The 24,324-nt window shown below is 35.5% G+C and carries 12 protein-coding genes and 1 CRISPR repeat array; of the genes, 3 read left to right on the top strand and 9 right to left on the bottom strand.

The window, feature by feature from the left end; genetic code table 11:
- The first annotated feature begins 587 nt into the window (after window positions 1-587).
- Window positions 588-1,095: a CRISPR direct-repeat array (repeat unit 28 nt; unit sequence TTTCTAAACCGCCTATACGGCGTTAAAG).
- Between the two features lie 401 nt (window positions 1,096-1,496).
- Both yccS and GYY69_RS07655 read left to right on the top strand, forming a co-directional pair.
- On the top strand, window positions 1,497-3,641 hold the full coding sequence (gene yccS / locus GYY69_RS07650) for a YccS family putative transporter (protein WP_174797138.1): 2,145 nt from the start codon (window positions 1,497-1,499) through the stop codon (window positions 3,639-3,641).
- Between the two features lie 186 nt (window positions 3,642-3,827).
- On the top strand, window positions 3,828-5,033 hold the full coding sequence (locus GYY69_RS07655; RefSeq protein ID WP_174797139.1) for a phospholipase D family protein: 1,206 nt from the start codon (window positions 3,828-3,830) through the stop codon (window positions 5,031-5,033).
- Between the two features lie 549 nt (window positions 5,034-5,582).
- Here GYY69_RS07655 and GYY69_RS07660 read toward each other — a convergent pair.
- The 9 genes from GYY69_RS07660 to yejK all read right to left on the bottom strand — a co-directional run bounded on the left by GYY69_RS07660 (window position 5,583) and on the right by yejK (window position 22,437).
- Complete coding sequence (locus tag GYY69_RS07660; RefSeq protein WP_174797140.1) at window positions 5,583-7,754, bottom strand: hypothetical protein; 2,172 nt, start codon at window positions 7,752-7,754, stop codon at window positions 5,583-5,585.
- On the bottom strand, window positions 7,751-8,935 hold the full coding sequence (locus GYY69_RS07665; protein WP_174797141.1) for a VWA domain-containing protein: 1,185 nt from the start codon (window positions 8,933-8,935) through the stop codon (window positions 7,751-7,753). The genes GYY69_RS07660 and GYY69_RS07665 overlap by 4 nt, the downstream gene beginning before the upstream one ends.
- A gap of 9 nt (window positions 8,936-8,944) precedes the next feature.
- Window positions 8,945-11,500 (bottom strand): DUF5682 family protein, encoded by a 2,556-nt coding sequence (locus tag GYY69_RS07670; protein ID WP_174797142.1) that lies wholly within the window; start codon window positions 11,498-11,500, stop codon window positions 8,945-8,947.
- A 16-nt stretch (window positions 11,501-11,516) separates the two neighbouring features.
- Window positions 11,517-12,614, bottom strand: coding sequence for an ATP-binding protein (locus tag GYY69_RS07675; RefSeq protein WP_174797143.1), 1,098 nt, complete (start codon window positions 12,612-12,614; stop codon window positions 11,517-11,519).
- The gene (locus GYY69_RS07680) at window positions 12,608-16,351 is read right to left on the bottom strand and encodes a DUF4132 domain-containing protein (RefSeq protein WP_174797144.1); all 3,744 of its coding nucleotides are present in this window, start codon (window positions 16,349-16,351) and stop codon (window positions 12,608-12,610) included. Before GYY69_RS07680 ends, GYY69_RS07675 begins: the two co-directional genes overlap by 7 nt.
- On the bottom strand, window positions 16,345-20,049 hold the full coding sequence (locus GYY69_RS07685; RefSeq protein ID WP_174797145.1) for a DUF4132 domain-containing protein: 3,705 nt from the start codon (window positions 20,047-20,049) through the stop codon (window positions 16,345-16,347). Before GYY69_RS07685 ends, GYY69_RS07680 begins: the two co-directional genes overlap by 7 nt.
- The gene (locus GYY69_RS07690; RefSeq protein ID WP_174797146.1) at window positions 20,046-20,426 is read right to left on the bottom strand and encodes a hypothetical protein; all 381 of its coding nucleotides are present in this window, start codon (window positions 20,424-20,426) and stop codon (window positions 20,046-20,048) included. Before GYY69_RS07690 ends, GYY69_RS07685 begins: the two co-directional genes overlap by 4 nt.
- A gap of 132 nt (window positions 20,427-20,558) precedes the next feature.
- Window positions 20,559-21,401, bottom strand: coding sequence for a deoxyribonuclease IV (nfo, locus tag GYY69_RS07695; RefSeq protein WP_174797147.1), 843 nt, complete (start codon window positions 21,399-21,401; stop codon window positions 20,559-20,561).
- 31 nt (window positions 21,402-21,432) lie between these two features.
- Window positions 21,433-22,437 (bottom strand): nucleoid-associated protein YejK, encoded by a 1,005-nt coding sequence (yejK, locus tag GYY69_RS07700; RefSeq protein WP_174797148.1) that lies wholly within the window; start codon window positions 22,435-22,437, stop codon window positions 21,433-21,435.
- Between the two features lie 393 nt (window positions 22,438-22,830).
- On the opposite strand from yejK, the gene GYY69_RS07705 reads away from it, so the two are divergent.
- Window positions 22,831-24,216, top strand: coding sequence for an MATE family efflux transporter (locus GYY69_RS07705; protein ID WP_174797149.1), 1,386 nt, complete (start codon window positions 22,831-22,833; stop codon window positions 24,214-24,216).
- Window positions 24,217-24,324 lie beyond the last annotated feature (108 nt).

The following is a 24,324-nucleotide window of genomic DNA, read 5'->3' on the forward strand; positions in this document are numbered from 1 at the left end:
TTATTGTTTTATTTATCTTTTATGTGTTTATTTGCTTGTTAAATAAGCTATTTTAAAATTGATGAAAGTATAACCATTAAAAAAAAGTTTGGCTAGCTTTTTTTGGGGATTTTTTGGTAAAAATTATTTAGATGTGACTTCGATTAAGTTTTATGGAAAGCTTTAAGGTATTGAAATTTATTGTTTTTCCATAAAAAACAATAAAACAAAAAACAAATAAAATCAATATGTTATATAACAGTTTTTTGCCTAATATTGAGTTTTTTTGGTGGCTGGAGTGGATTGGGGCAGTGTTTTCGGACGTTTTATTCATTTGGTGTAAAAAATTGCTACTGTGATAACGTCTGAATAAGGGGATTTTGTGTAAAATTCCCCAATATTATTTGTATCATCCATAATACTTATCTTTTCAATACCATCTTTGCTTTACTGAGATGTTCAAATGTGTTCCTGACAAAGCATAGCCTCGCTAAACTTTTCTGTTTGGCATGCTCACCTCACTCTTTTGTCGGCGCATTCTGACGCCGGAATAAGACAAATAAAATAATCTCTTATTATGGTTTTATAGTTGTCGAGTTAATTTTATATGCATTAACCACCTATACGGCGTTAAAGTTACCAATAAGGAGCTTTAATCGCTCTTTAAATTTCTAAACCGCCTATACGGCGTTAAAGACATAATGTCACAAACTTTATCTTTATTTTCGTTTCTAAACCGCCTATACGGCGTTAAAGGGTCTGCCTCGCTAAGAATCGGCAAACCGTCGTTTCTAAACCGCCTATACGGCGTTAAAGTTGTTCTTGTACAGAATGCACCGTGAATATATTTTTTAAACCGCCTATACGGCGTTAAAGAGAAAAAAGATGGTTAGGATCTTAATTCTCTTTTTCTAAACCGCCTATACGGCGTTAAAGCACACTAGGTACATTACCACTTTTGTGGGCTATTTCTAAACCGCCTATACGGCGTTAAAGAAGATTAGCGCGAAACCTTGTGGAAAGATGGCTTTCTAAACCGCCTATACGGCGTTAAAGAAAACAGGTCGACGTAATGTTTTGCATGTGATTTTCTAAACCGCCTATACGGCGTTAAAGTAGAAATTAATATTCCATAAATCTCGCTGTATAAAGATAAACAACAATTTCAGTTTTGAAAACCCTTTTTTTTGACCTTTTTTCAACTTATTGATTTTATTTTATTTTAAATTAACGGTAAAAAAAGGGTTCTAAGGGTCTTGAAATCAAAACAAACCCGTTAAAATAAAATCAATATCTTTACTAACCTATTTTTGAGTAGCGCTTAGATTGTTTTTTAATGAAAAAAGTGCTTAAAATAAAAAACACAGGCTACCACCCAAAGGCATACTTTTAATTAATTGATTTTATTTGCTTTTTAAAGCTCTTTTATACTCAAAAAATAAACAACGCTTTCCCAAAGCTCTACAATATAGTATCCTACTGGCTATCATTTCAACTCAATCAAAGCCCAATACGCCGTGCAAACATTCATTTTGACTTTACGTAAAGTCTTTTACAGCAGTAATCTTCTTTTTAGTCTACGAATGTTAATTAGTTTAACGGGTTCGACGTTAGTTCCGTGGTATTTTGGACAAACTTCACTCGTTATCCCGCTTACGCTTGGTGTGGTGGCAGCGGGTTTGACCGAGATCGATACGCGTTTATTAAGTCGCTGTATTAATCTAATCCTTACATTGATCTGTTTTGCTATTGCGACCTTTTCGGTCGAGTTGCTATTTAATTATCCTGTGTTGTTTATTATTGGTTTAGTATCTTCGACTTTTATTTTTATTATGCTTGGTTCACTTGGACAACGTTATGGAGTAATTGCCTTTGGCTCACTTTTAATAGCTGCCTATACCATGCTTGGGCATAATTTATATACCGATAATTATACTTTGCCTTGTTTTCTGTTGCTCGGTGCACTTTGGTATAATGTTGTTTCGTTAATTGAATCCACCATCCAACCCATTCGCACAACCCAACAATCATTATCGATATGTTTTATTCAATTAGCTCAATATCTTGACGCCAAGGCGGCTATGTTTGATCCAGATGAGTCTGACGGTTTTAAAAAACAAACTTTGCAGCTAAACAATAGCAATAATCAGTTGATTAGTGCTTTTAATCACACTAAGCGTTCGTTATTTAATCGTTTAAAAAGCTATCGCGGACAAGTTTATATTAGAAAGATGCTTAGCTATTATTTTGTGGCGCAAGATATTCATGAACGCGCCAGTTCAGCGCATGGCCATTATCAAGCACTAAGTGTGCATTTTAAGCATAGTGATATTTTATTCCGGTTTGCACGTATTTTAAATTTGCAAGCCAAAGCTTGTGCCCAACTGGCAATAGCCATTAAATTAAATCAGACTTATCAGCATGATCCGCTATTTTCACGTTATTTTTCGTATCTTGAAGAGGCAATTAACCAGTATCATGCCAGTAATATGGCAAATCTGCTAATGATTAAGGCGCTGAAAAGTTTGCATCAAAATTTGCTCTCGATCGATCTATTACTTGCCAATATTGATACTGAACAGCATCTATCAAAAGATCAAGAAGATAATCAGTTAATTGATGAAGAGTTAACTCGTTTTCATGATATTTTTGCCAAAATTAAAGGCAATTTGACGATTAAATCTGCTCTGTTTCGTCATGCGATTCGTATGTGTGTGGTGTTTTTTGTAGGTTATATGGTCATTTATTTTTGTGACTTGCCACATGGTTATTGGATTATTTTAACCAGCTTATTTGTATGCCAGCCTAACTATTCCACCACAAAACATCGGTTAAAATTGCGTGTAATAGGCACTATTTTAGGGATCATAGTAGGTATTCCGTTAACGTTTTTATTTCCAAGCGTACCCGAACAGTTAGTGCTAATTATAATTACCGGTTGGCTGTTTTTTCTATTTAAGAATTCGCAATATGCTTATGCTACGGCATTTATTACGTTACTGGTGTTTTTTAGTTTTAGTTTGATTGGCGAAAGTAGCATTGCGGTTGCTATTTCACGCATTATTGCGACGTTGATCGGTTGTTTTATTGCTTGGTTTGCCGTGAGCTTTATTTGGCCTGATTGGCAGTTTAGAAATCTACCTAAACTTATCGATCGTGTTTGTCATGACGATAGCCAATACTTGGCGTTAATTGGTCGTCAGTATATGTCTGGCAAAACTAATGACCCGCAATATCGATTAGCAAGACGTGCAGCGCATGATAGTAATGCGGATTTATCCTCCTTAATTAGTTTGATGACTAAAGAGCCGCATATGAATCCAGCAGTTATTGATCAGGGATTTCGTTTATTAACGCTGAATCATACATTGATTAGTTATCTTTCGACTTTAGGTGCCCACCGTGATAAGTGTATTTCAAAACAGACGCTCGATCTATTTGATGATTTGTCGGTTTATATTATTAATCTGTTAAACGATAAAAAGATAGATAGCAAATACCAATCTATTAAACAGTCCATTGCTGATTATATTGAGACAATTTCGGTGCTTTCGACTGATGATGAAAAAGCCAATAACGATCTGTTAGTGATGCAACAATTGGCTTTGATTTTGGATATTTTGCCGGAAATTATTAAGATTGTAGCTCAGCTAGAACAATAAGTGTTTTAACAAACTGTCTGAAAGCGAACTGTAAAACAATAAATTGATGTGTACTTTAATCAAAAGAAGATATAACAGGCAAATATCAGATAATTCAAAAGGCAGAAAATAAAACTCTACATGATTTATTAGCTACTTAGATACATTAAACCTCATAGTTCATTTTGCTAAATTGGAGAAAAGTGAATGAAAATTATTACCAAACCAGCTTATATTGATAATAAATTAGTTGAATTAATGGAAAAATATACCAACTATTATATAGCGACTGCTTGGGCATCAATGAATTCAAACGCTGCATCTAAATTATTAGACAATGAAAAATACATAAATAAAATGGTAGTTGGAACCCTTTTTTATCAAACTCACCCAAATTTCATTAAAAACTTTGCGAGCCATAGTAATGTAAAATTCATATTAAAAACTGATAAAATTTTTCACCCTAAAGTGTATTTATTTTCAGATGAAAATGGCAATTGGGAATGTCTAATTGGTAGTGCTAATTTTACACAGGCAGCATTAACAAAAAATGATGAAATAATGATTCATATCACAAGTAATGATCAAGGCTCTGAAAAGATATTTACTGACATATTGAAAACCATTGATAGTTATTGGGAATATGCAGAAGAAATGACTGAAAAAATAACTGAATATACGAATTTATGGAAGAAAAATAAAAATAAACTAGATAGTCTAAGAAATGTTTATGGTGGATATACAAGCAAAAAAAGTATGATAAAGTCAAATATTCTTTCACTACAATGGGATGAATATTATGAAAAAATACGTAGTACAATAGATAAACAAGATGATTCATTTTCTGAACGCATTAAGGTTCTGCAAAAGATTAATAATTACTTCACAGAAAAACAAATCTTCTCTAGTTTTACTAAATTACAACGAAAGCAAGTGGCTGGCTTAATAGATGATGGTTCAGAAATTAAGTGGAAATGGTTTGGTAGCATGGTTGGTGCAGGAGTATTTCATAGCAAAATAAATAATAATGATCCTAACATATCAAATGCCCTTAATTGTATACCATTGACAGGTCCTGTAAATGAAGCTCACTACAATCAATTTATTAAAACATTCAAGCAGGCATTTCCTACTGGTAAATGTGGGATTGGCATTGCAAGTAGGTTATTAGCAATGAAACGCCCTGATTACTTTGTGTGTTTAGATGGGAAAAATCGCTCAGCATTATGCAAAGATTTTGGTATACCTCAAAAAATCGACTTTGAAACATATTGGGAACAAATTATAGCACGAATCATTGATTCAGTATGGTGGTCATCTAGCTATCCTGAGGATTCAAGAAAAGAAGAAAAACAAGCTTGGAATGGTCGCGTTGCCATGATTGATGCTATCTTCTATCAGCACAAGGAGTAACTCATTTTTTACTGAAATAAAAAGGAAAAGCTGTAATAAATATACATAAACAACAAAATTAACGCCTTATCATCGACAAGAGATATGGCGTCTATATCCTAAAGAAATAAGACCCCATTCTAAATTTTGTGTATTTGTAAGTTAAAAATGATAGTTGATTTCTATTTAATATTGCAATTGGTAAACCTTATCCTGCATCCACCGTTGCCATTGGATTTTATTCATTCACTGATATTTACGATGATATTACTCAAAATAATATTAGACATAGTCACACCGCTCTGTTTTGTTATGCATGTTGAATATAACACCCTAAAGACCTGTTAACAAGTCTTATTAGTACTTGTTACTCTTTAAAATAATTCTAATTTTGTATTATTTACAGTATTAAACGATTTAACTTTAGGTATCAAACTGATGTGTTAGATTGATAACATTCAAAAACCCCATCAAGCATAAAATAATATTGAACCATATTGAATATTAAACGCTAAAATAAACAATATTATTTTCTATCAGAGTTAGGTAATAACGATAAGGTATTTTATATCATAAATCACTAAGCCGTATTGGCAATTGATAGTTTGTCTTTTTTAAGAGATAACATAAGTAAACCGCTTGTAAGATATGAGTTATGGCTATTTGTGGGTGACTGAGAATTTTGCTTAAAGCGGTACTTAATGTGTTTAATCCTAAGGTATCGCAATCATATTGAAGCGTGGCTAGTTGTTGTTTTTGCTCTATCAATAATTCAAGTCGTCCAGAACTTGTCACACTCTCAAGTATCGTTAAAAGCGGTTGAATAATTGAGGTTGTAAACGCATCTTTCATATAATGATTTTCACCTAGCTGCTGTTTATGTGCTAAATAAGTATTTGTGATAAATTTTTGTTTAAAGATGGATTTTTTGTTTTTATACCAGAAATCTTCAAAATCCAGGCTTAATGTTTTGATCTCTCCTGTTAGTTGATCTTTGTAAAGCAATGCAAAAGGTTCTAAATCTAAGAAGTTATCATTTTTTACACAGTTAGCAAACACGGTTAAGGGTTGATTGTTAGTTTCTAAAAAACTTGTTAGAACATCAATACGCAATTTTTCATATTCATCCCAAAAGATGCATAAAAACAGGCTATTTCCATCATTATCAAGCACTTTCCAAACTAAATTTTGTCTAATTTCGTCTATATAAGGTTTATTTGAGTTGGCTATATGAAGAATTAACATCTCATTAAAAGGAGAATCATCTAAACTATTATCTTGTAAATAGTCGCTCAATATTGACCAATTTTGAAAGCCTGCTTTTGATCTAAAATCATGGTAATTTTCATCACTCCATGCTGTTTCTTGTAAAGTACCAGTCGATCCATGACTCGATAACTCGCCGCTATCTGATACACGAGGTTGATGAAGCTTTATTGCTTTTTGCATTAACATATAGGGAGATGTTTGCCATATTGACATACTATTCCAAACCATTAAGCGATTAAAATTGATATCGTTTTTATAGGATCTGGCTAATGTGGTTTCTTGATATTGTTGTTTTTCACTATCCCAAAAGTAGAAAGTTGCACCAATCGCCCCTGTTTTACTTTGCCACCAACGCCCACCTAATGGCAAGAGATCAAGTGCTTGTAATTCTGTTTTATATTGGCGTTTTATTCGACCTCGTAATTTGAATAGTTGCTCACCCTGATGATGTAATAACATTTCGGTATAGGCTTTTACCTGCCCCAAAAAAAGGAGTATATCTTGCTCTTCGACAGTAAAGTGACGTTTGGCAAGTAATTCAACTAATTGGCAAAGATGCCGAAGCATTGCAGCCAAACGAGGTAACCCTTGCGATCTTGCCGACATATTGAGTAATTGTAGCTGTTCAGCTTGGCTATGGCTCACATGAGACAAACCTTGCTTAATAAGTGTATAAATATGCTGTTGAATCTGTTTAATGAGCGTAATTTCATCAGCAGAAAGCTGATCAACCTCGTGTGTTATGCTTTGTCGACATTCTATTGGCCACGTCCATATTTTATTATTTTTTTCAAATAGATAAGCAATAACTGCTAAATGTACTGCCATTTTTTGTTTTGTGGGGAATGCTGAAATCATCCCATCAAAGCCAGTGCCTGCCATATAAATAATGGGAGTATCACTCTCTGGTACAATAATTCGTATTTGTGAATCTTGATATTCAATTGTCACTAAGGGATTTTTTTGCCAGTCACAAACCAATTGGTAAGCGGTAAACATATTGGTTTTGCTAGCTTTTTTTAAGAGTTTGCTGGCATCTAATGACAACAATTCTGTTAACACGTTAGCTAAAGGTCTTATTGTTTCAAGCTGTTTTGTACTTATTTTATTATCAGAATTATGCGAATCATTGGATTGATCTAACAGCTTAATTTGATCGTCATCATCGATGTTATTGCTATCGGTAATAGGATCTAACAATGAAGCATTTGATTGTAGCCATAAAACAGCCGATATAATGTGCTTACAATGTCCGAGAGCGGGGCAATTGCAACTGGCGGCCTGAATACCTTGAGCTGATAACCTGACTTGCTGACCATCCGCTTCGAATTCTAAATAATCTTCATTATTTTTTTCAACTAATGTAACTTTATTAGCCTCGATATCTTTACGCGCACGGCGAACTAAACCAATATTGGCATAAAGTGCCAATGCCTCTTGATCATAATTTAAATAAATATGTTGCCAACTCATTGCATGACCTCCGCTAACCAAGCAGCAAAATGTTCTGGTGTTAATGCGGCAATTTGCATACCCCGATTAGCTAACTGCTGTGAAATTTGCAAATCATAAACAGGATCAGCATTATCATCTAACGCCGCTAAACCTAACATTTTGACTCGATTACTGTTCATTCTTGAAACGGTTGTATAAAGGTGAATTAATGCCCCGCCTTCACAAAAATCACTAATTAATACCACAATAGTTCGTTGTGGATTTTTAATTTTTTGTTCAGCATAATTAAATGCTTTGGCAATATCAGTGCCGCCACCTAACTGGACAGTCATTAAAACTTCAACAGGATCATGGGCTAAGTGAGACAGATCAACAATTTGAGTGTCAAAAACCAATAGATGTAAATTAACAGAAGGTAATTTAGCCATAATACTGGCACAAACAGCAGAATAGATAATTGAACTATCCATTGAGGCGCTTTGATCAACACATAAAATAATATCCCATGGTAAGTGCTTATTGGCGCGAGAATTAAAAATCGCATTTTCAATAATCATTTGCTGTTTTTGCTGATCAAAATGTTTCAAATTGGCCTTAATTGTTGCTCGCCAATCGAAATTTTGGTTACAACATATTTTAGAACGACGAAAGCGATTTTTTTTGCCAGCCAAAGCATTAACAAAATTGGATTTGATTTTTTGTAAAATCTCATCAACAACTTTTTGAATCAGTTCTTTAACCGCTAAGTAGACTTCGCTTTTTAATTGTCCTCGCAAATTCATTAATAAACGAACTGAATTCATATTCGCTTCTAACGCGTGAATAACATTAGGATCATCTAAAATTCCTTGCAACTGATAACGGGCAATAGCCTGCTGTTGCAGGCGTTCAAATGTGCTTTTTGGAAACAATTTTCGCGTTTTATTAAGCCAATTTACGGTATTAAATACCGAATTTTCATTGCCACCAGGTGAAATCTTTTTTCGAACACTATTCCCATTATCCTCACTACCTATTTTCAGACCTCGCTTACGGTATTCATTCTGATAAAGATAATTTAATGATTGTTCTAAGTTATGATCATGTTGGTTAAATGTTGCCTGATTAAGATGTTCATCAGCATATTTTCCTAATATTAACCGCCAGCGCTTAACATGATTAACATTATTGGTATCAATGATTTTTTTATTGTCACTCATGCTAAATCCTTACTGTTTAAACCAATCTTGTAGCTGTTGTTGCTCTATATGTTGGCAGACAGATAATTCCAAAGAAAGTGATTTTTGTAAGTCTTCGTCACTAAATTTATATTGCTGAAAACTCAGTTTTTCTTTTTGGGCGTTATATTTTTTAGAAATTTTTTCGGCAATCATTGCATTTTGTTTAGGTGTGAGTTGTGTAAATGCAAGCCGTAAATCAGGAAGTATTTTAATAAATTGCTCTTGTTCCCAATGCGCTAATAACTCATCAAGGCTTGTTAATAATTGTGAGGAGTGGATAATTAATTCAGGCGCACATTGCATTATCCCCATAAAATAGCAACTTGCCTGTTCATATTGGGCACCTGAATCAAAAGCCACTTTTATTTTATGATCGAGTTCTGATTGACTGATTTGACAGTCCAAATAAGCAATACTATCAATGGCTCCACAAATCAATGGCGCTTTGTTTAATCGCGGTTGTAAACGATACAAATTTAGGTAAAAATCCTGTTTCAACTTTTTTACATCCAGTTGCTCTGGTAGATTATTGATTAGATTTCTAAATAATAATAATGTTTTTAAATTTTCTTGCTGTTGCTCTGTATTAGGTTGCTTTAATGCATCAAGCAAGAAAAAAGCTTGTTGTGGCAATTTAGCTAGCAACGCTAGCAAAGTTGAGCTAGCATTAAGCGCTAAAAAGTCCCGACCTTGCCATAAATACAGTAAACGATGCCCACAATTTACTACTGACAATAAATTATTATCGACGTCTAGATAAGTTGATAACTTAGCCAATAATTGGGTAAAGTAGGATTGTAATCCCATTAAAGCGGCTTGTATCACCCCTTTTACCGCACTCTGACAAGAGTGTGCTGTGCCTTCTTCAGTTAATTGTTCCATCGACTGTTGTAATTTTTGTAAAGCAATCTGTTCAAGTTGGGTGCCTTGCTCTGACAGTTCAATTAGCCTAGCTTCAACCATCGGTGTCCATAGATATTGCCAATCTTCGAACATAATAGTTAATCGCGTACCATACTGATAATTGGGTCCATCAAGACGATTAGCAAATCCAACGTCTAAAAAGGCAAGCAGATGTAAAAACCGGCTTCGTTGCCGATGCTCTGGTTTACGGTAAATATCAATATGCGTGATTTTAGGTAATGTATCGTCCAACTTAAAACGGTATTGTTTAAGTGTTGCATAAACTTGATTGACAAGTGGCGGGGATGCTATGTTGTCAGGAATTTGCCCTAATTGATTCCCCGATAAACTACGATAAACTATTTGCCAAAAATCACTGCGTACATCGTGAATGCTCCCTTTGATAAAAGCCGATTGCATACCATCAAGCAAATCATAACGCCCAGGGCCGTAATGGCCTCGAAGTTCGGCTAATAAGCAGGCTTGTTCAATCGCTGACTTTAAGGGGATAAAGCCAATAGCATCACTATCGCTTTGCTTTTTTCGCAGTTTATCAGCGATAGCTGACAAAAACTCGAGAGCTTGCGCTTGGCGATAACCTTGGGTTGTTTGTGACTGGTTAGGGTTTTGTTCATAAGCCAACATCGATAGCCAAGATTCTTGATAATAAGCAGGAGAGTTCATCCCTGCTGTATAACCATTTAATGCATCAAGACGATCAAAACTATAACGAATAAGCCAAGTTCGATCCCGATCGCCATTTTTTTGCTGTCGATTAAATCGGGTAATATCGGATTTTTTCGGTAAAACAAGCTTGTTTTGCCATAATCCTTCAAATAATGCTAGCGTATGAAATCCACCTGTAACTACCACAATTTTCGCATCGGGTGTTGATTTTTTTAATCGCCCAATGGCAGTTAACATATGCTGCTCTCGCTGGCTAGAGCCTTCTGCTTCGAGTGATGATGAATCGTAATCAAGCCTCGCCATTGCACACCAAATAAAGGTATCTTCAAAAAATGTTTGCCAATCAGCAAGATCGGTAAAATTTCTTAATTCAAATAAATGTTCCCAAACTTCGTCATGATCGCGGCAATGTAATTTTTTAGCTAATTGAGTAATGTATTGACTATGTTTTAAATAGGTCTCAGAAAGTAATGATTTGCTCTGCTGTGGTGTGAATTCTTGAGTCACTTGTTCTGCCCAAGGCAGATCAATAAATTGAATCTTTGCATTGTATTGTTTTGCCAATTGTATTGCTTGCCACTCTGGGGAGTAACTACAAAATGGATAAAATGCAGAGCGAGTAATTTGATGCGCTGGCATGTTCGCCGTATCATCTTCTTCATATTCATCATTCGTCTCAAGAACGATTTGATCTAATTGAAGATCTGTTTGACAAAGTATAGCAATGGGCGGCTGTGTCTTATTATTTAGTAATTCCTCAAGTATTGCTGAAAAGCTATCAGGTGCTTCAATCAACACATGAGTCGGCTTAATTTGCGTGATCAACTGCCGCAAAGCATAACTACATGCAGGACTATGATGGCGCACAGGAGCAAAATAGATCTGCACTTGTTGTAATGCATCTCGACATGTTAAAGCATTTTGTAGGCGTTGTGGTAATGGTGATCGAGCCATAATGATTATCTATTTATTATTTCCAGAATTTTTTAGACACCTGATAGAATGAATGCCATACAGGTGAATTTTTGGCTCGTTCACGCACCACATTATCCATATAAAATTGAATCCGTTTAATATCATCAGCATTATCTTTTAAAACAACGCCAATAAGCTGTTTAGCAATATGCCTACCCTCTAAGGTACCCTCATCAAAATAATAGGCATCTAATGCTGAGGCATACACAATATTGACAGCTTCTGCTGTTGACATCACCGCATCTGGTGTTTTCAGCTTGGTGCCTGCTTGCGTTTGTCCTTGTCTTAACTCTTGAAACGTTGTTACTAATAGTTCAATGACATCGACTGGAATGATTATTTGCGATTTTAGTTCGCCTAATTCCTGATTAAGTTGCATTTGAATTAATTCTATTTCAAAGTTTTTATCGGTAATTGGATTAACGGTTTCAAAATTGAAACGACGTTTTAATGCGGCTGACATCTCATGCACACCACGATCTTGTAAGTTTGCTGTGCCAATAAGATTAAATCCTGGTTTTGCACTAATTTTGGCATTCTGCCCCATTTCGGGAATCATCATTTGCTTTTCAGACATCAAAGACACAAGCACGTCTTGAATTTCGGGTGGACAACGTGTGATCTCTTCAAAACGCACAATTTTACCTTGCTGCATACCGTGGTAAATCGGCGAGCCAACCAATGCCCGTTCAGTTGGGCCTTCGGCTAATAATAAAGCATAATTCCAAGAGTATCTGATATGATCTTCACTTGTCCCTGCCGTGCCTTGAATAGTTAGGTTTGAATCACCGCTGATTGCTGCAGCTAACAGTTCAGATAACATCGATTTAGCCGTACCAGGTTCGCCAACTAACATTAAACCTTGTTTACCAAGCAAAGAGACAATCGCTCGATCAACAAGGGGATCGTCGCCAAAAAATTTACGGCTGATGCCAATCTCCTCATTGCCCAAAATAAACGTTCGCACCGATTTTGGTGATAACTGCCAACCTTTAGGTTTATTGTTATGACTATCCAATTTCAGCAACTTATTTAACTCGTTAGCATAACGTTGTTCTGCGCTTAAGCGAATGGCTTGTGTGTGTTTTACCATAATCCTTTCTTCTCCCACTCTGGGTCAAAACCGCTTGAGGCATTAGCCACAGCCATATAATCAGCATAAGCTTCTGCTAGTAATACTGGCGGCACATCGTTGATATCAATTGCATTGCAGTTTCCACCCTGCTTTTTACTAAAATATAGATTGTAAAGTACAGCAGGAATATTCTCTTCTGGCACATAGCTACCACTAAATTCAATATTGATATAAAGCTCAAGCTCACTAAAATATTTATAATAGCCGTAAAAACAAGCACCGTCTTCAATATTGTCTCGTTTGTATCCTTGTTTAATCAATATATTTCGTATAGTAAAACTATCTGTTAGCCAGCCTTTACGATCATCAATAATATTTTCTGTAATATGGCTAACATCAGGCAACGAATGGTTAAACTGTGCAAATAGTAGCGAAACTTTGTAATCTGTAAGATGTTTTTGCCACGTTTTGACCATATCGTTAGTTAACAATGCACTATGCGCAAAAGTAATATGGTTTTCCTTACTAAGCTTAATCTCGTCATCATTTAAATCAATTAAACTGCCATCTTCGGTTGGGCGAAAACTCTTGATAATTACCCCCGCTTCATTCACTTCAAGCCACACTAAACGTTGAATTAATAGACGCATAATAGGATGGCTATAGAGATATTCTTGCCATGCTAAAACAGACCAACGTCGTTGCAAACACATGGCTTCGTATAGGCGAGCTGTTTGTAATTCAAGCAATTGCTTCAGTGCTTTTTTGCTATTACTAAATTGTTTTTTGGCTTCTTTGACTAATGTTTCATCTTCAGATTTACGCGCTTCGGGCAGTGTTTTAATTTCTTTACCTTCGTCGTTTTTCAATACAAATTTGAATTTATCATCTAATGTGACTGTAAAAATTCGCTCACCATAATCAAGGCTCAACACGCCGGATTCATCTAAACCTACGGTTGGAATGGTGCGATCAGCCAGTTCATCAGCCGTCCACTGTTTTTGCTCAGCAATTTGGTTAATCAATAATTTTGCCTTTTTTTGCACGGACGGCGTTCGATAACGACGTGCAATTGATAATAAAAATTGAATAATCAGCGGATCGTCACTAACAGCTATTGATTCCAGCATAGCTTCAATTTGACCACGCCTGATTTGGTAATTTTTAATATAGTTTTTTACTATCGATACAGCGACATTACCTTGTATGCCACCAATTAGTGATAATACACCTTTTGATTTAATGGCTGAACCCACTAAGCGAGAAAGTACTTCTTGCTTTATCATTTCGAAAGCTTCGTTTAAAGTCATATTTTCATATTGACCATAATATTCGGGATAACGCTTTGCATAATCTAAATAATCTTTCCAACGCTGTTTTGCTTTTAAATTGGCCTCCATTTCGGCTTCTTCAAGTGTTGGCGTTAACGTGTCTTGCTTAATAAAAGCGTGTAAAATAAATACCCCTAATTCGTGTTGACTTTTGAGGCTTAAAAGGCGGGTATAAATGATTAATAATGGATTAGCAGGCTCTTTTAATTTTATCGCAAGCCAAATCCACCAAGTAATAATTTGAGGTTCGACCACCTTACCACTTTGCCAAGTTAATACTGGGATTAAACTTTCATCAAACCATTTAGCATCTGCTGGTTTTTTGCTCGTTAAGCCTTTTTGTGCATCATCAAGTAATTTAGCTGGCGTTAAATACTGGTTTATATTTTCACCTAAACTTTCAAGTGCAGCTAATAACGTTGCTTGCACCGATTCAGATTTCTCTTTGTTTAGCGCATTATTTAGTGCTTTTATTGATGATTTCTGTCCTAATTTTACTAGCCACTTGGCAGCTAAAATACGCTGCGATTGTTTAGTTGACATCAACGCCTCTTCCACTCGGCAATGAATATCAGGCAACACACTTAATGCTTTTTGCGCTAATAAACGTAATGATTGAATTTCACCTAATGCCAGTTCAAGCAGATAAGTCACATATTTAGCGGGTAACTTCGGGAAAAAGGTTAATATTTTTATCCCTCGTTCTTTCTCAAAAAAATAATCACTGTTTTGCACTTCCTGACTTGGCAATAGTCCCAATGCTTCATCAAGATAAACGGAATTTTCGGCAAAAAATGGCCAAACTAAATTAGGATCGACCTCAGTTGTGGTTTCATAATAATAATTCATTAAAAATGCGGCAGCGATGGTACGTTTCGCATCTGGCACATAATCTATTTTATTCATTACTTCAACTAACTGGCGTAAGTCAGTACGTAACAAGATTTCATGATGAGAAAAACTCAAACCTAAATGAAAGGAATTAGGCTTACGATGACAAATTTTTTCCGCACGTAATAAGTGGTAAAGATTAAATTCGGGCAACGATGGCAAACGCCCTTTATTCAAAATAACTTCATAAATTAATTTGTTTTTTATATCCGTCTGATCGATATCACCTTTACCATTTAAACAATCAAAAATCGCATCTAAATCACTAACAGTAATTATTTTTAATTGCGCATAACGCTGTTGCTCAGATGTTATTTTGTAACCATACTCTTGGTTATATTGAATTTCCTGTTCTGCTTTCTTTTGCTGTTGAACTAATACTTCTTGGTAGTTTTGTTGTAAAATATCTCGTGCTTTAGAAGGTAAATCAACTTCAACGACCGATTCAAAAGGAGGAATAATTAATTCGATTTCTTGCTGTTTAGCATCCTCATTGCCACTTAATCGTGATAGTGCACCTTCAATAGTTTTAATCACGGTTTTATTGGTCTGCCGAGTTAATACTTCTTCTAAAATCTGGCGATCAACGGATAATCTAGCCAATAAGTTTACCGCATGGCAACGTTGCTTAGGCGTTCCTTGGTCTAATAAAGCTTGTAACTCAGTTTGCACTATGTCAATTGGTAAACTTAGTAATAAGGTTGTTGCCAACTCACTGATTGCTTTTATGTTACTTGTTGATTGTTTTACAAGCAAATCAATCACATCTTGTTTAAGTTCGACTTGGTTGGCAATATATTGTAATTGCTGTAATTGACCGACTCTAGAAAGACCCTGTTCAGGCAAGGTTTTAAACCATTCAAGATGATCATAAATATAGGGCAATAAACCATTAATCATAAACACATAATGAAAACACTTTAAATAAGATTCTGGTGTTTGTTGGCGGTCAAAAATAGCAAATAATAGCTGTTTCCCTAGCCCTTTTTGTTCTATTTCGAGCAATTGATGTAATTGTTGAACAGACCAATTTTGACGTTCAAGAATAATTTGTTCAGCATTTTGATTATAGCTAAACAAAGTTGAAACCAATCCATCTAAAAATAGATATAAAAACCATAAAGGTAAATTTGGCGTGATGACATCAATATTTTTTTGTTCTGAATAAACGCGACTTTGCTGCATATTTTCAATATAGGTTGCAGCCAATACCTTACCAAAACGGATAATCTGTTCTGGCGTATAGTTATCCGTCCATTGTCGATAAAATAGTGCTCTCGCTTTTATTGGTTGCTTTTTCTCAGTGAAATAATAAATGATATTAGTCGCACCAGGAAAGCCTAGACGCCCATAAACTCGCTTCTCATTATTATACATTTGCGATAATTGATTTAGATCCTCTAAAACTTGAGGATCTTGACCTTGTAAAATATATTTACAAATTCGCTCAGGAATCAATTTATCTAATCCCCGCAAAATCTCAAAACATGCTAATAAATTGCATTCATTGCTGTTAGCGCTATCCTTTACCATAGTAACTTATCCTCCCAATCAGGATCAAAGCCACTACACGCATCTGCAACCGCCATATAGTTAGCATAACCTTCAGCGAGTAACACTGGCGGCAATTTATTGAGTGCTATTGCTCTATCTTTTAAACCTGGCTTTTTACTAAAATAGAGGTCAAAAAGAGCAACAGGGATATTTTCTTCTGGTACCATGCTGCCACTAAATTCAATATTAATATACAGGTTAAGACTAGCAAAATACTTATAATAACCATAAAAACAACCTGCATCTTCAACATTGTCACGCTTATAATCCAATTTGGTTAAGATACCTCGTATCGTGAAACTGTCAGTTAACCAACCTAAACGTTCATCAATAATGTCATCTTTAATTTTACTCATATCTGGTAATGAATGAGTCAATTGATCAAATAGCTCGGTGACTTTATAATCTTTAAGATGATCTTGCCATTTTACGGTGATATCACTTGGCAACATTGCCGAATGGGCAAGGGCAATGCGATTTCCTTCATTTAGTTCTATTTCGTCATCTTCAGTTGTAATTAAGCTACCATCCTCCGTTGGTCTAAAGCTGCTTATCACCTGTCCATTTTCATCTAATTCAAGCCAGATTAAACGTTGAATAAGCCGTCCTACGATAGGATGTGGCTGTAGGTATTTTTGCCAATCCTCTACTCGCCATTGACGCTGTGTACACATAGCTTCATAAAAGCGGGTAATTTGCATATTGAGCAATTGCGTTAGTTCTTTTTTACTGTTGGAAAACTGTTTTTTTGCCTCTTTCACTAAGGCTTGATCTTCGCTTTTTCGGGCTTCTGGTAAGGATTTAATTTCGTCACCATCTGCATTTTTTAAATGCCATTTAAACTTATCATCAAAAGTAGCTGTAAATGTGCGTTCACCATAATCAAGGGTTAACACACCATTATCATCTAGCCCTGCGGTAGATATGGTGCGATCAGCTAGTTCATCAGTAGTCCAGCCATTGCGTTCTGCAATACTTTCTACCAATAAGCGGGCTTTTTCTTGTACAGATGCAGCACGATAACGGCGGGCAAGCGATAGCAAGAGTTGCGTGATCAACGGATCATCACTTTGAGCAAGCGGTTCAAGCATCGCCTCAATTTGCGCTCGTCGTTGTTGATGATCTTTCATAAAACTACGTAATAACGAAACTGCAATATGACCTTTAATACCACTAGTTAATGCTAATAATCCTTTCGCTTTAATGGCTGAACCAAGATAGACTGCCAAAGCCTCTTTTTTTATCTCTTCAAATACTTGTTCAAAAGTAATATTGGCATAACTAGGGTAGTATTGAGGGTGTTGCTGGTAGTAGCCAATATATCGCTGCAATCGCTTATCGGCTAATGAATTGGCTTTTGCTTCGGCATCTTCTACCGTTGGCATTCGCGTATCTTGCTTAATAAAGCTTTGTAAAATAAATTCGCCTAATTGCTGTTGGCTTTGCTGACTTAATAAGCGACTATAAATAATTAACAATGGATTAGCTGGATCTTTTAATTTGACCGCTAACCACGCCCACCATTCAATAATTTGAGGATCAACTGCATCACCATTTTTCCATGTTAATGGCGGAATTAGATTTTTATCAAACCAGTCAAAATCAGCAGGTTTTTTACCTTTTAAGCCTTTTTGCGCATCGGTTAATAGTTTTTTAACGGTTAGATGTTGACTAATATCTTCGCCTAATTTTTCTAAAGCGACTAATAAAACAGCTTGTACAGTTTCGCGTTTTTCTTTTTTTAAGGCATTATTTAATGCTTTAATTGAAGATTTTTTTCCTAACTCTGCTAACCAATTAGCGGCGGCAATTCGCACCTCTTGCTTTGCTGATGTTAAAGCTTGTTCAACTTGGCAATGAATATTAGTAATCACACTTAAAGCGTTTTGTGCGGCATAGCGTACTTGTTTACTTTCGCCCAAAGCTAATTCAAATAGATAAGCAACATATTTAGTTGGAATATTTGGGAAAGTTTGTAATATTTTAATGGTACTTTCTACATCAACATTAAGATAAGACCAGGCTTCTTGTTTGGCAGCAAAACCTAAGGCCTCATCAAGCAAAAATTCGTTTTCAGCAAAAAATGGCCATAATTTGTGTGGTTCATTTTCATAGACATCGTGATAGGTATCTTTGGTTAAAAATGGCACAGCAACGACATAGGGCACATGCTGAGAATAATTGATTTTTACTAATACATCAGCAATTTGTCTAAGATCTAATTTTTTTATAAATTCATTTTTTTCATATAATCTTTCGAAATAATAAACGCCTATATCTTTATCAGCTAATTGAGTCGCTCGTAATAGATGAAAAAGCGTAAATTCAGGTAGATTCTGTAACCTTTTTTTGGCTAATAAAAATGTAATATCGATATTTTTATTGATTTTTTTGAGTAACGCCGAATATTCAATCTTACCATTTAAATAGTGATAGACATCATCTAAATCCTGTGAGGTAATCGTTTTTAACGTTTTATAGTATTTTCTTGCCCAATTGTATGGAAGGTTATATTTTTTGTTATCTTCAACTTCTTTTTGTGCCGCTTTTTCACTTTCTATTAAATGTTCTTCATAATTTTGCTGCAAAATATCACGAGCAATAATGGGTAAATCAACATCATCGATTGGCTCAAAATCAGGAATTATCAAAGTTGCTTGTTGTTCGGCTGTATTTGCACTTTCAAGTCGTGATAAAGCACTCTCGATAGCAGCTATGACCGTTTTGTTGGTTTCGTTAGTCAAAGCTTGTTGCAAAATTGTCGGATCAGAGGATATTCTAGCCTGTAATGCGGCAGCATGACTACGCTGCTTAACTGTGCCAGCAGTTAACAAACGTTGTAAATGGGGCTTTACTATTTCGACAGGGGAACTAAGTAACATTTCAGTTGCTAGCTGACTAATTTGTTTGGAGCTATTTAATGACTGCACAGCAATAAAATCAATCAGCGGTATTTTCAGTTCAGGATGTTTTCGAATATATTTTAATTGTTCGACTTGCCCTAATATCGCAATACCTTGATTCGGTAACTGTTTGAATAATTCAATATGCTCAATAATATAAGGCAACAGACCATTAATCATAAAGAAATATTGAAAACAGCTGCTATATGTAATATTTTGGCGGTCAAAAATAGCAAATAATAACTTTTTACCTAATCCTGATTCCTCAATCTCTAACAACTCATACAATTGTTTAATTGACCAATTTTTTCGTTCATCAATCCGATCTTCATTGTTACAACAAATCGGTAACGTAGTAATCAATCCATCATATAACAGGTATAGAAACCAAGAGGGTAACTCTGGAGTAATTAGTTTAATAAAACGTAAATTACTACATAACGCCGTTAAAACTCGTGCAAAACGGATTATCTGTTCAAAAGTATAATCATCAGTCCACCGCTGATAAAAAGCCATTCTTGCCTTTTCGGATGAATTGAGTTTGTCATAAATATCTGTCCAATAAAAATCACAAGGTCTTCGAAGTAACTCATAAAGTTTATTAGCTGTGTTTGAAGACTGACTCAATTGATTTAAATCAACTAATACATTTATTTCATCACCCTGTAAGATATATTGAGTAATGCGCGCTGGCATGGTTTTATCCAGTTCTTTTACTGGGTCAAATATAGCGGTAATTAATTGTTGTGATGATAATTCATTTATTTTTTTCATATTCCTTTCTTCTCCCATTCTGGATCAAATCCGCTACATACCTTAGCAACAGCCATATAATCAGCATAACCTTCAGCAAGTAATACACGCGGAACTTTGCTAAGTTCTATAGTATGATAGTGCCAATCCTGCTTTTGGCTGAAACTAACATGGTAAAGCACCACAGGAATGTTTTTTTCGGGCACATAGCTGCCGCTAAACTCAATATTAATATAAAATTGATTATCGCTAAAGTATTTATAATAACTATAAAAGCATGCCCCATCTTCGATATTGTTTCTTTGGTAACCGACTTTGGTCAAAATACTACGTAGAGTAAAGCTATCAGTTAACCAGCCTTTACGGTCATCAATTGTGTTATTTTTAATTGTATTCACATCACCGATAACAAAAGGTATTACGATTAAATACACTAAAAGTGTTGCAATATATTATTTTAGCTCTAGGTTAGCTTTTTGTTTATTATTGTAAAATAAGCTTTCTTATACATCCTTGTAAAGCTTTAATAGCTATTGGCATTGCTCCTTTAACCAGCTTATTTCTTGCGCCCAGATATCGGGATCAATGGTTTCTAAAATAAGGGGAATTTCATCAATTCTTGGATCTTGCATAATATATTTAAAGGCTACTTCGCCAATATTGCCTTTGCCTAAGCTATGATGACGATCAACATGGCTGGCAAATTCGCTTTTGGCATCGTTTAAGTGCATGCCTCGCAAGTATTGAAAACCTACAATTTTTTCAAATTCGGCAAAGGTTTCTTGGCAGGCTTTTTCAGTACGCAAGTCATAGCCAGCAGCAAAGGCGTGGCAAGTGTCAATACAAACGCCAACTCGGCTTTTATCTTCAACTTGGTCAATGATCTGGGCAAGATGTTCAAATTTATAGCCTAAGTTAGAGCCTTGCCCCGCAGTATTTTCAATAACAGCAACGACATTTTGTGTTTTATCAAGCGTTATATTAATCGATTCGGCAATGCGAGATAAACATTCATCAACCGAAATCTGTTTTAAGTCACTACCTGGGTGAAAATTAAGTAATGTCAGTCCTAGCTGTTCGCACCGTTGCATTTCGTCTAAAAAGGCGGTGCGAGATTTTTCGAGCTGTTCTCGATCTGGATGGCCTAAATTAATTAAGTAACTATCGTGCGGTAAGATCTGTTTGCTAGTAAAGCCATACCTTTCGCAACGCTTTTTGAAGCTGTCGATGATTGTGGGTTCAAGCGGTTTGGCGTGCCATTGTCGTTGATTTTTGGTAAATAGCGCAAATGCGGTTGCGCCAATTTGATAGGCGTTAATTGGGGCATTGTCTACCCCACCTGCTGCACTTACATGTGCACCAATGTATTTCATGTTGTGTCCTAATAACGTTGTTGGTTGATAATTAGTTGGAACCGCTATTGCGTTGTAGCTGATCACGTAAATTAGGTGGAATCCCTTTAATCACTAGAGAGTCAGTTTGCGGATCCCACTTAATGCGCTCACCTAATAAATTCGAATCGAAGCTTAATGTTAATCCCCCACCACTACCTGAGAATTTTTTAAGCTGACGCAGTGCACTACGATCAACGGGAAACGTTTCTTCTAAATCATATTCACTGTTTTTAATAAATTCAATAAAGTTATTGTCAACACTGGCAGGTAGTTCGTTGGCCAAATTTTTCAGTTCAATTTCTTCGCCTGCTTGTAATTGGGCTTGGCAGTAGTTATAAACGTTTTCGCGCGCGCTGGTTTTGTCTTGCTTGTCAAATTGCATTTCTTGACAGTAATCATCAACCGCTTTAACAAGCGTTTTGTTTTGCGCTTTTGCATCTAATCCCTCACTTGCACCTAAATAGTCCATAAAAAAGTCAGATACTTTTCGCCCTACTCGTCCTTTTAAAAAGGTCAAATATCGCTTTGAGTCGGCTTGGGTTTCCCATTCGGTGATATCTATACGGGCAATAATATCGGCATGATCAATATCTAGGTATTGCGTTTCGCTAATATCTAAGTCTTCATTAACTAGCATACTTAAACAACTATTTAAAACCGCAATAATCAAGTATTCAACCGCCAAATAACGGTACTGGCAAAATACTACCGTTCCCCCTTCCGCAAAAGGGTATTTAGCCAACTCGTTACGCAGTTGTTTGGTGGATTCTTGGCTAAAATGTAAGAAGTCTTGATTGCCAAGGCGTAGTTCTTTTAGTGATTGTTCAAATAAGCTGTCACTATTAAACAGTCCATAGGCTTTGCTTTTGTTGTTGTAGATGCGATTAATATCTTCGATTAAATTAACAACTGCTTGCTCGTTGCCTAACATTGATTCACGAAGTTGTAATTCGATTTCGGTGTCGCTTTTTCGAATTAATTTATGCAGTATGATCTTTTCTATTTGTACGCTCATTGTGAGGTTCCTATTGGATCGCAATAATCTTTAAGGGCGTTATTTTATCAAAGCGCTAAAAAAGTGCTATTAACAATTTACAAGTCTGCTAAACTAGCGCAGTTAAATTGCCTTAAATTTATACTGAAACGTATAGTTACCTGAAACTTTTTGACAAGATTGAATATCTCGCAATGATGATAGACAAGTTTGGGTAACCGCTATAAGTTATAATTATTCAAAATTAAGAAATAAGTAAAAATCGCAAACAGCGTTTATTATTTTGATAATATACCAAACAGCAGACATGAGCATATTATGGTTAATTTGAATAGTGATTATGCTCTTTTTATACTAAAACGTGTAGTTACCTGAAACTTCTTTACAATATTTAACAGCGGAAAAATAAAAGCAATGGCTCACTCTCTTGATGTTTATAACGATTTTAAAAATAAAAAAATCAGTTCATTATTTTGGCAATATGCGCTACCAGCCGTAATTGGCACAATTGTAAATACATTGTATAACATTATTGATGGTATATTTATTGGCCATTGGATTGGTCGTGAAGCATTGAGCGGTGCTGGTATTATTTTGCCAGTTATGAATCTAACGGCAGGCATTGGTATGCTGGTAGGCATCGGCTCTGCTAGTCGAATTTCGATTTTTTTAGGTCGTGGCGAGAACGACAAAGCCGAAAAAGTCGCTGGCACATCGTTTATGTTAACTGCCGTTTTAAGTGGCTTAACTTTGGCGTTATTGCTCTATTTTGTCGATCCCGTTTTACATTTTGTCGGATCGAGCGCGACTAATCATATATACGCCCGAGAATTTTTAGAAGTTTATTTACCTGGTAGTATTTTTATTACGTTAACGTTTAATTATAACAATATGATGCGCGCCAGTGGTTATCCATTTAAAGCAATGGTCACCATGTTTATTAGTGTAATTGCCAATATTATTTTGGCACCGATTTTTATTATTGGTTTAGGCTGGGGCATGCGTGGTGCGGCTTTTGCAACCACGTTATCCATGTTTATTAGCTTCTTATTTGTTATGCAACACTTTATCAGCAAAAACAGTAATATTAAGCTATATCGGCGCAATTTCACCCTTAACTTGACCTATATTAAATCGATTATATCAATCGGTATGTCGCCATTTGCCATGCAAGTTGCGGCCTCTATTGTGGTTGTTTTTATCAACTGGCAATTAGTACATTATGCACCACTGTCTAACGTGTCAAGTGATGATGCTATTGCGGGCTATTCCAATGCCAACCGATTGATCACATTAGTAATTATGATTGTGATTGGCATCAATCAAGGTATGCAACCTATTATTGGTTATAATTATGGGGCAAAAAACTATTCGCGTGTCAAAACCACTTTTTTCTATGCCGTTAAGGTAGCCACCGTGATCACAAGTATTGGCTTTATTCTTGGATTTTTTATTCCGGATATTTTAGTCCGCGCATTTAGTGCTGACGAGGATTTAATTTCAATATCAGCCATTGCACTACGCTATACCACGCTTTCTTTTGCTTTTATTGGTTTTCAAATGGTGACCACCAGCTTTTTCCAATGCATTGGTATGGCAAAAGTATCGATATTACTCAGCCTTTCTAGACAGATCCTTATTTTATTGCCAACACTCTATATTTTACCATTATTCTTTGGGCTTAATGGCGTTTGGGCTTCATCACCAATCGCGGATTTATTATCTGCTGGAATCGCTTTGACTGTACTTATTTGGTATTTTAAATCAATCAGAACAAGAATCCACACAGCAACTAATTAGAATTATTTTAATATAACATTAAAAAAAGGGGGGTGTAGTTTATTTTCCCCCTTTGCGTTTAATCGAGTTTTATTGGTATTTATTGATATTTTAGGTTAAAAGTTTATG

The sequence above is a fragment of the Gilliamella sp. ESL0250 genome (genome assembly GCF_013345045.1).
GTDB lineage: Bacteria > Pseudomonadota > Gammaproteobacteria > Enterobacterales > Orbaceae > Gilliamella > Gilliamella apicola_H.